This is a genomic window from Chroococcidiopsis sp., assembly GCF_051657925.1.
Taxonomy (GTDB): domain Bacteria; phylum Cyanobacteriota; class Cyanobacteriia; order Cyanobacteriales; family Chroococcidiopsidaceae; genus Chroococcidiopsis.
Genome location: NZ_JBOFLP010000319.1, coordinates 1 through 8,403, shown reverse-complemented (window position 1 = coordinate 8,403; position 8,403 = coordinate 1). Strand labels below are relative to the sequence as shown.

The following is an 8,403-nucleotide window of genomic DNA, read 5'->3' as shown; positions in this document are numbered from 1 at the left end:
GGCTTCCAGACATATCTGATAAACCCACCCCTACAATTTCCGATTCCCAATACGATCGCCCTGCTACCAATTCTCGAACTATACCAATTAGTTTCTCTGCGGTAATTCCTTTATGGCAAAATCCCTCTACACCCACTTGTCTTGCTGCGGCGAGTTGACTGGGTTCGGGGTGGCAAGTCAGTATGAGGATCGGCAGGTTGGGATATTGAGTTTTGATTTGCTGACATAGTTGCCATCCCATGACAGAGGAAGCAGACAATCTCAGCTCTACGATCGCTACGTCTATTCCTAGTGCTGATATGTTCTGCAAGACAGCCTGACTATCTGCTGCTTCTGCTGCTACTCGTACCTGCGAATCTTGCTCTAAAACGATCCTCAAACCCGTGCGGTAGATAGAGTCTGGATCGATTAGTAGTAGGTTAATAGGGCGATCGCTCATCATGCGTTATTTGGCGCTTCCATGCAGAGCGTACCGCAAATTGTTGTTTTTTGTTACTGCCTGTAGCCGTAAAAATTAATGCTATAGTCAGTAATTTTTACCCCTGTCATGGCTTCAACTTCCCGCAGCAAGCTTTCTGGCAATTCCACCTCAACATCAAGAATTTGAGCGGTATCCAGACAGTTAATGTGGCTGTGGGAGTCGCTGATATTACCGTACAGGCGACCGTCAGCACGCTCGATGCATTCTATAATACCCTGGGTTGAAAGCGCTTCTAAGTTTTGGTAGACCGAGGTGTGTCCGATGTCTTTACCTTGCTGGTTGAGGCGATCGTAAATTTCTCTTGCCGATAAGTGTTCTTTAGCCTGCCAAAGTAACTCTAGTATAAAACGACGCTGGCGGCTGACGCGCATACCTAAGTGCTGACACCGTTCTAAAGCATCTTCTAGAGATCGAATTGGTTTTACTGCTGCCGCTTCTTGTTGCATATCCGCATCTTTGACCTAAATTTATGTAGCTTAACTACCCATGTCAACGAGTGATGATTTTATCTTCTATTTAGTTTCAAACACTGAGTCTGCTTCGAATTTGTGCTAAGAGCTTCAGGTTAATGCGTTTAATCCCATACCGTTACTAATGACGTTTCGCTTTTGTTTGTAAAAATTACAACCAGCCTAAAACCGTACGAGACTTAACAATTAACTGTCGAGTTCTTAGTTACTTATATGAACTCATTACAAGTTTAATCTATTTTAGATGTAAACGTCTATCAGTTGATAGTTAGCAGGGAGCAGGGAGCAGGGGAGCTGCTCTTGAGCAGGGGAGGCTGGGGGAGAAAGAACCCAACAGCCAAATTACGACTTACGACTTACGACTTACGACTTACTAATTACCTAACAGCATTTAGCTCGTCGAGCATAGACCAGACTTGTTGCATCAGTGCGTCCAATCCTTGACGGGTGACAGCTGAGATTGTTAAGACTTGCATTCCAGTCTTATCTTCTAACTGTTGGACGATCGCCTCTACCGTGGCTTCATCTACTGCATCGACTTTATTGAGAGCTAAGATTTGGGGACGTTCTGCTAGTCCGCGATCGTAGGCAATCAATTCTTGCTGAATAATTTGGTAGTCAGACAAAGGCTGTTCGCTACTAACGTCAACTAAATGGAGTAATAACCGAGTGCGTTCGATGTGACGTAAAAATTCGTGTCCTAACCCAGCTCCTTCATGCGCTCCCTCAATTAACCCAGGAATATCAGCAAATACAGTTCCGTCACCCGTTGGCTTGCGGACGACTCCTAAATTCGGTACTAGGGTGGTGAAAGGATAGTCGGCGATTTTCGGTTTAGCAGCAGATAAAGCAGAAATTAGAGTTGATTTTCCGGCATTAGGTAGTCCAATAATGCCAACTTCCGCCAACAGTTTTAACTCTAAGCGCAATAGTTTGTGTTCTCCAGGCAATCCTGGTAGAGCATACTCTGGAGCGCGGTTGCGGTTACTTAAGAAATATTTATTTCCCAGTCCTCCCTTACCACCTTCAGCCACACACAAAACCTGACCTGAAAGGACGAGATCGCCGATAATTTCTCCAGTTTCCTTATCGTAGACAACCGTACCGCAGGGAACCTCAAGATATAGGTCTTCACCTGCGGCTCCCGTGCAGTTATTCGGTCCACCACGTTCGCCATTTTTGGCTTTAAAACTGCGAGCGTACTGAAAATCTAGCAAAGTTTGCAGATTTTCCATTGCTACTAAGAACACAGAACCGCCTTTACCACCATTTCCGCCAGCAGGTCCGCCAGCAGGTACGTACTTTTCTCGCCGGAAGGCGACGATGCCATCGCCACCTTTACCAGCTAGCACTTCAATTTCCGCGCGATCGATAAATTGCATGATTGGTTATTTGTCATTGGTCATTAGTCATTTGTCGCATCTAATGACTAATGACTCTTAAATATATTCTGAAACATCTTCGCCACAGTCATCTGCCAAGTAGGACAAGGCACGAAAGCGCAAGCCTACTAGTTGTTCGTACAGTGGGTTGAGCTTGCATAAAGGGGGAATGTGGACAACTTTACGATCGAAGAGTTTAATATCTCGTTCAAAAGGACATTGGGAAGGTATCATTTTACATAAAAAATGGGCAACTTTGGGATCGTGGATTTCTAACCCATCGAGCCAGTCGCGCACGGGGTGGAGTACATCTATATGAGGATGAGAACCTAACTCATCTTGCGGGCGATCGCCGCGATCGCATAGAGTATGACGCAGGGAGACAAGTACGTTATCTTGTAGACCGAGGGCGTGGCAGAACTGATGTAACAGATCGTCTTCGGGGGTAGAGTAAGTACCATCGGCGATCGCCACCATGACAGCTGTGCGTAAAAAGTTTTCTGCCATGTTCTGGTTTTGTCCCAGCGCCGCAGCAAGTTCCTCTAATGTAATTGGTGTCATAGCACTTAGCTTGTCTGCGGGTTTTAATTCTCCTAGTGCCAGAGTCGGAATGAGTTCTCGTTCGTGTGCCTCAAAATCACCATCTGCCCAGGCTACTGCCAGTAAACCGCGCAGCCAAGCTTCAATTTGCTCTTGCGTATTTGGAGAAATTGCCAGATTTGTCATAAAGTTTCTACCTACAAATTTGCCAAAACATGCCGAAACAATATTAGCGTTAGCGAGGCTCAAGAAGAGCGTAAACTAGTAAACCGAATTAATTGCCACAAGGATTGTTGCGTGACTTTACCAGAATTCGGATTGTTCTTAATTTCGATCCTAGCGAGTGTAGCTGGGCAATGGTTACTCAAAACAGGGGCATTAAAGTTAGGAAAAGTTAATGCCACTAATATGTTTAGTCATTTGCTCGGAATCTTAAGCACTCCAGAGTTGCTGGTAGGATTGGCTTGCTATGGCATGGGAGCATTCTTCTACATTCTGGTATTGACGAGAGTAAACCTAAGTGTTGCTGGTCCTGCTGCTTCCCTATCCTATGTTTTCTCAGTCATATTGGGTTATTTTGTCTTTCGAGAGTCAATTCCTTTAAATCAAATCATTGCTTTAGGATTTATCGTTGCTGGAGTCATACTATTGGTATGGCGAAAGTAGAAGCTGAGGGATTCGGAATTTAGAATTCGGAATTATACTCTTGTCTTTGGTTTCATGTCTGCGATCGCGCATCGCTCTGCTGTAGGGAAAGGTTGTAACCACAGAATTATTTGCGATCGCACGGAGAGCTGCAAAATACTCGTCTCTACAAATCCTGACAACTGATAACTTTGTACAGACATTACATGCAACGTCTCTACACTGACAACTGAATAACCGATCGCTGCTGCTAAATTAAAAAAATATAAATTTCGTTGTGCAGTTAGGCAAGAGCGACTTAATATCCTTACGGGGGGATTGTGCGTATAAATAAAATTAGGCTAAATTCGATCGCATGTTTTATTGTAGAAGTGTAGGCTAGCTAATGTTGACACAAGCTTGGAATTCAACTGCTGATAGCGCAGTCGCATTATTACTACACTATATCTTCGACCTGGGGGGTCATAATGCTCGCGAATTAGTCGAACGCTGGCTGAGATTTTATCCGGCAAACTGGGTGCGCTTGGCAGCAATCGAAGCTCTTTACCAAGGTCGTTATAAGGCAGTCTCCGTCGAGCAAATCTTAAGTATCTGGCAGCGGCGAGGTCAGATCCAACCTCATTTTAATTGCGAGTTTGAACGACTTGTCTGCGGCAACATTCAACCGCGCTTGAGCGCCCAGCCAAGCTACCCTCTATTACCCGAAGTTCATTATCGTCCAATCGCGATCGCACCTGTTACACCACTGAATCGTGGCGCTCGCCGAACCAGTGGAGCAATAACGGATACCACTTCTACTCAACCCAGGCAACTGAATGATGTTGCTCGTCACCTTCATAAAATTAGAGCTAACGCCAGTCATAAACGATCGGCTGCGGTTGCAGTCGTAGAGATTGCTCCTAATGCTACTCCTGCAACTACTGAAAAACGTCAGGCATCAGATCGAGAGAGTCAGCGCGATCGCCACGAGTCCGATCTAAAGCGCCATCATCCCTTACCAAGTAGTGCTTCACCTAAATCGACCGGTAGTTTCCACCAGCCACCAATTCGTCAATTTAACCCAGGAACTACAAAAGCTTCTGATTTTTGTACTAAACTCAAAGCAATTTCTCAATATCACTAATAGCAGGGAGCAGGGAGCAGGGAGCAGGGAGTAGAGAAAGAAATATGGCTCCTAACTTCTGACTTGAAGGCTTCTCCCACCTCTTCCTTGTCTCCCTTGTCTCCCTCAGCTCTTTTTCCCGTTCCCTCAAAAATTAGTTTGCATTAAAAGCTTCTACTGCTTGTGCAGAGGGCTGCACTCCGCCCATGCGAATTTCAGAGGTAAAAGAAGCCATGCTGAAGCCACCAAACCGCTTTAAGACGCTAACTCGCATCCGTAAATTAGGGCTAGCAAACCACAGCCTCTCTTCGGAAAACATGGTTTCGTACTCAGTAATTAGAGTCAGTGCTTTATCGCCGCCCATCATGTAGCGTCCGGCAACAGGGGCTTTTTCAGCATAACCCATTTCCCGTAACAGCTTACCTTGGTTGGGGCGATCGGCATCAGGGACAGAAACCAGCACAGTAGAGCCAGTGTGTTTTTCTTCATCCCATTCCATCGTCCCATTCCAGCTGACTCGCGCCCCGCATGTTGCCAAGCCAGGTTCGATTCCATATTGTTCGCAAAGTTTAATGACCTCTGGGCAATCCAACGCCAGCGTTTCAATGACAATATCCGATTTGCCATCCTCAGCTTGTTTAAAGGCAAGGTGGTGACTGGTGCGATGGGAAAACCATTTACCAGCACTCAGCTCAAAAAACTCTTGAATATTCATGCAGCTACAATCCTAAAGCAACAGTTCTTAAAATTTCTCTTAATTTAGACTAACAGTTGTCAGTTGTCAGCTGTCAGTGAGTGGTGCGTGGTGTGTGAAACACTTGTGACTTGTGACTTGTCTTGTGCTCCCTTGCCCATCAAACAGACTCGCCCAAGCGTTGCAGTGAAATTCTGGCAGCTTCAGCGACTTGAAAATGATTGTCTTTTTCCATGTATCTGAGGGCGGAAACACTTTTAGAACTGGGAAGGTTGCCTAATGCTTCTGCTAGACGCTGTCTTACCAGCCAATCTTCCGCTTGAGCAAAGCGAAGAATTGGCTCGATCGCTTCTAAGTCTCTAATTTCCCCAATTGCCGCGATCGCTGCCTGTTGTATGACTATTTCATCACTATCTAAGGCTTGTAGCAAGACTTGCCGAGCGCGAGGATCTTTGAGGTTGCCCAGCGATACTGCTGCACTAAAGCGGACTAGCCATTCTGTATCTTCATAGAAAGCCCGAATTAATGGTTCGACTCCACGCGGGTCGCCCAAATACCCTAACGCACCAGCGGCATCAGCGCGAATGCCGTAGTCTGCATCGGTTTCTAGCAAGCGCACTAAAATTGGATAGCATTCGTCTGTATGCTTTATACCTAGAGCAAATACAGCCATCGAGCGAATTTGCAAAATCTCATCATCGAGGACTTTTTTAATCAAAGGTACGGCTTCAACAGCTGGGACGTGACGCAGCTGGGCTAAAGCCACCATGCGATCGCGACTATTGGGGCTGTCTAGCTGAGCAGAAATTTCCTCTGTGCTAGGATGAGCCATGAATTTAGAACCACCTTTTACAATCTTCTCTAGTCTAGAATTATCATTCTTTGAGCCTCTAAATAAATTCTTCCAATAGAAGTAATTGAAATGATAATGGGTAGTTGGTAGTTGGGAGAGAAATATACCTACTGATGCGGGTCGCGTCACATCCCCATCATGGAGAAGGTAGTGTTAATAGGAATTGGCACTGCTTGGCGAAAACCATGCCGTTCGTAGAAGGTGATTTAGAGCGGATCTTCCATCGCTACAATATCGATGTCTCGCATACACGTTGTGCGAGACAGGCGGACAATCAGCTTGACAGTATCGACAAGATCGGTTGGTGAGATACAGCCTTCATATCCATCAACTGGTTCTACGATCGCTTCTTTACCCTCAAACCTAATCGTGCCAAAAGTTCCAGGGTTGAGCAGCGTCACACCGATTTTGTCCTGACGTGTATTTTCCCTTAAAGCATTAGCGAAGCCGCGCAAGCCAAATTTTGATGTTGCGTATGCAACTTCTTTTCCACTGACAAAATCGTGATTATTAGCCGAACCTATCAAAATAATTTTGGGATTACCTGACATCCGTAGATTTGGGAGCAGCTTTCTAACGCAAGATATAGCTGAAATTAAGTTGATTGTCAGAATGCGTTGGTTTTCTTTATCACTGACCGCTTCAAAGCAGTAATTGGGTGTAAATGCATCTTTTTCCCAAATGCCAGCGTTGTAAATAACAACATCAACCAGCGATTGCTCCAAAGCATTTACTACGCGATCGATCGCATCTGGTTGAGATAGATCGACTTCGAGCCAATGGCGTATAATTCCGTCGTCGAGATTCAGTGTAGGTGGCGATCGAGAGATTAGCCATACCGTATCGCCAGATTCGGGAACAAATCGATGAAGAATTTCTCCTAAACCTCTGCTTGCACCCAATATGATGAATGCAGTCATACAACAATTCTTTCCATTTTTAGAAAGACTTACCTTTAAAAAGTATGATAAACGTTCAGAACTAACTAAATAAAGATATTTCTTTATTTAGTTAATATTCCCATAAAAAGCTATCCGCTCTTACTAGGGATCTTGCGATCAAAGTAAGAGCGGTCTAGTTGGGTCTTCAGATTGAAACCTGACTGCCGGAAGGAACTCCAAACCAGCCTGGGTCTTTGAGTTATCTCAGTCTCAAAAAGACTAAGGCTAACTTTAGAGAACGGCTCCGGCGCGCAGCCGGCTAGCTTCAACCTGATGACCCATGCATTTACTACTTTCTATCATGGGCATCACCTCCTTGTTGCCTAAGCGGTCTTAGTCTCAAGAGGTCAGAGCATTTAGCTCTGCCGTCGTTTGCTTTACTTAAGATAACACAGGAATTGAGATTTGCGTGAAATCAGTTATCAGTTGACAGTCTACAGTTGACGGTAACTGACAACTGTAGACTGTCAACTATTCACCTTCTTCATATTTAGCGATCGCCAAAACAAGATTTGATTAAGCAGAGTAATTTGTGATACTTTTCATTATCCGTAGGGGAATGCTTTCAGCAGAATCGAAGCACGACTTATTGATTATGCTGGCAGCAAAACCCAAGCCTAAACTTTCTACCCTTCTATTTTTTATTGCCTTCAGCTTGGCTGTACCAGCATTTTTTAACCTCAAAGTTTGTCTTCCTCCAGCAATGTTTTGCTTTCTGCTAGGAAGCTTAGTAGAGGGAGTCGAAGTCGTAGCAGACAAGAATCAGAAGCATCAAGATAAAAGATTCAAAGCGTAATTGGTGTCATCAATATGCAAAGCACAAAAAAGCCTCCACTAAGTTGTGGAGGCTTTGGTTTATAAAAGGAAGAAAGTTAACATCCTATCGCAACCCATAGATTACTTAGCATCAAGTCGAGAGGTTCGTAAAAACTTCTCTTGACAAGATTAAAGTGCGTTACCGCGAGGTAGTACTTCCTCAGGGAACTCGAAGTTTTCGTGGGGTTGGTCTTGAGGCGCCATCCAAGCACGGATGCCCTCGTTGAGCAGAATGTTCTTGGTGTAGAAAGTCTCGAACTCGGGGTCTTCTGCTGCCCGCAGTTCTTGAGAGACGAAGTCATATGCCCGTAGGTTCACCGCCAAGCCGACGACTCCCACTGCACTCATCCACAGTCCGGTCACTGGCACGAACAACATGAAGAAGTGCAACCAGCGCTTGTTGGAAAAAGCAATCCCGAAAATCTGCGACCAGAAGCGGTTTGCCGTCACCATCGAATAGGTCTCTTCCGATTGGGTTG

General features: G+C 45.1%; 11 protein-coding genes and 1 pseudogene. 3 read left to right on the top strand and 9 right to left on the bottom strand.

Features of this window, described 5'->3' with window-relative positions:
* The 4 genes from ACRC32_RS25605 to ACRC32_RS25590 all read right to left on the bottom strand — a co-directional run.
* On the bottom strand, nucleotides 1-442 hold a 442-nt coding region (locus ACRC32_RS25605; RefSeq protein ID WP_438556617.1), incomplete at its 3' end, for a response regulator.
* Nucleotides 443-492: 50 nt separating this feature from the next.
* The gene (locus tag ACRC32_RS25600; RefSeq protein ID WP_438556616.1) at nucleotides 493-927 is read right to left on the bottom strand and encodes a Fur family transcriptional regulator; all 435 of its coding nucleotides are present in this window, start codon (nucleotides 925-927) and stop codon (nucleotides 493-495) included.
* Nucleotides 928-1,328: 401 nt separating this feature from the next.
* Entirely contained in the window at nucleotides 1,329-2,333 is a 1,005-nt protein-coding gene (gene obgE / locus ACRC32_RS25595) for a GTPase ObgE (RefSeq protein WP_438556615.1), read from the bottom strand.
* Nucleotides 2,334-2,390: 57 nt separating this feature from the next.
* On the bottom strand, nucleotides 2,391-3,059 hold the full coding sequence (locus ACRC32_RS25590; protein ID WP_438556614.1) for a Mo-dependent nitrogenase C-terminal domain-containing protein: 669 nt from the start codon (nucleotides 3,057-3,059) through the stop codon (nucleotides 2,391-2,393).
* 111 nt (nucleotides 3,060-3,170) lie between these two features.
* Here ACRC32_RS25590 and ACRC32_RS25585 point away from each other — a divergent pair, with 111 nt between their 5' ends.
* Nucleotides 3,171-3,539 carry an EamA family transporter gene (locus ACRC32_RS25585; protein WP_192156940.1) on the top strand — a complete coding sequence of 123 codons (369 nt, stop codon included), beginning with the start codon at nucleotides 3,171-3,173 and terminating at the stop codon, nucleotides 3,537-3,539.
* A gap of 32 nt (nucleotides 3,540-3,571) precedes the next feature.
* Here the strand turns inward: ACRC32_RS25585 and ACRC32_RS25580 are convergent, their stop codons facing one another.
* Nucleotides 3,572-3,721, bottom strand: coding sequence for a hypothetical protein (locus tag ACRC32_RS25580; RefSeq protein ID WP_438556613.1), 150 nt, complete (start codon nucleotides 3,719-3,721; stop codon nucleotides 3,572-3,574).
* A 182-nt stretch (nucleotides 3,722-3,903) separates the two neighbouring features.
* Between ACRC32_RS25580 and ACRC32_RS25575 the strand changes: the two genes are divergently transcribed.
* Complete coding sequence (locus tag ACRC32_RS25575; protein ID WP_438556612.1) at nucleotides 3,904-4,641, top strand: hypothetical protein; 738 nt, start codon at nucleotides 3,904-3,906, stop codon at nucleotides 4,639-4,641.
* 133 nt (nucleotides 4,642-4,774) lie between these two features.
* Here ACRC32_RS25575 and ACRC32_RS25570 read toward each other — a convergent pair whose 3' ends face one another.
* The 3 genes from ACRC32_RS25570 to ACRC32_RS25560 form a co-directional block, all read right to left on the bottom strand.
* Complete coding sequence (locus ACRC32_RS25570) at nucleotides 4,775-5,335, bottom strand: phycobiliprotein lyase (protein WP_438556611.1); 561 nt, start codon at nucleotides 5,333-5,335, stop codon at nucleotides 4,775-4,777.
* Nucleotides 5,336-5,474: 139 nt separating this feature from the next.
* Nucleotides 5,475-6,146, bottom strand: a complete 672-nt coding sequence (locus tag ACRC32_RS25565; RefSeq protein ID WP_438556610.1) for a HEAT repeat domain-containing protein — start codon at nucleotides 6,144-6,146, stop codon at nucleotides 5,475-5,477.
* A gap of 227 nt (nucleotides 6,147-6,373) precedes the next feature.
* Nucleotides 6,374-7,087, bottom strand: coding sequence for an SDR family NAD(P)-dependent oxidoreductase (locus ACRC32_RS25560; RefSeq protein WP_438556609.1), 714 nt, complete (start codon nucleotides 7,085-7,087; stop codon nucleotides 6,374-6,376).
* A 553-nt stretch (nucleotides 7,088-7,640) separates the two neighbouring features.
* On the opposite strand from ACRC32_RS25560, the gene ACRC32_RS25555 reads away from it, so the two are divergent.
* Nucleotides 7,641-7,904: a hypothetical protein gene (locus ACRC32_RS25555; RefSeq protein WP_438556608.1), complete on the top strand. Its 264-nt coding sequence runs from the start codon at nucleotides 7,641-7,643 to the stop codon at nucleotides 7,902-7,904.
* A 149-nt stretch (nucleotides 7,905-8,053) separates the two neighbouring features.
* Here ACRC32_RS25555 and ACRC32_RS25550 read toward each other — a convergent pair.
* Nucleotides 8,054-8,403, bottom strand: a pseudogene (locus ACRC32_RS25550) (photosystem II D2 protein (photosystem q(a) protein)); the annotation flags it as partial.

Bases quoted from the DNA above. Each gene is read 5' to 3' on its own strand.
- ACRC32_RS25580 (WP_438556613.1), bottom strand. From the start codon at position 3,721: ATGTCTGTACAAAGTTATCAGTTGTCAGGATTTGTAGAGACGAGTATT.
- ACRC32_RS25590 (WP_438556614.1), bottom strand. From the start codon at position 3,059: ATGACAAATCTGGCAATTTCTCCAAATACGCAAGAGCAAATTGAAGCT.
- ACRC32_RS25570 (WP_438556611.1), bottom strand. From the start codon at position 5,335: ATGAATATTCAAGAGTTTTTTGAGCTGAGTGCTGGTAAATGGTTTTCC.
- ACRC32_RS25560 (WP_438556609.1), bottom strand. From the start codon at position 7,087: ATGACTGCATTCATCATATTGGGTGCAAGCAGAGGTTTAGGAGAAATT.
- ACRC32_RS25575 (WP_438556612.1), top strand. From the start codon at position 3,904: ATGTTGACACAAGCTTGGAATTCAACTGCTGATAGCGCAGTCGCATTA.
- ACRC32_RS25600 (WP_438556616.1), bottom strand. From the start codon at position 927: ATGCAACAAGAAGCGGCAGCAGTAAAACCAATTCGATCTCTAGAAGAT.
- obgE (WP_438556615.1), bottom strand. From the start codon at position 2,333: ATGCAATTTATCGATCGCGCGGAAATTGAAGTGCTAGCTGGTAAAGGT.
- ACRC32_RS25565 (WP_438556610.1), bottom strand. From the start codon at position 6,146: ATGGCTCATCCTAGCACAGAGGAAATTTCTGCTCAGCTAGACAGCCCC.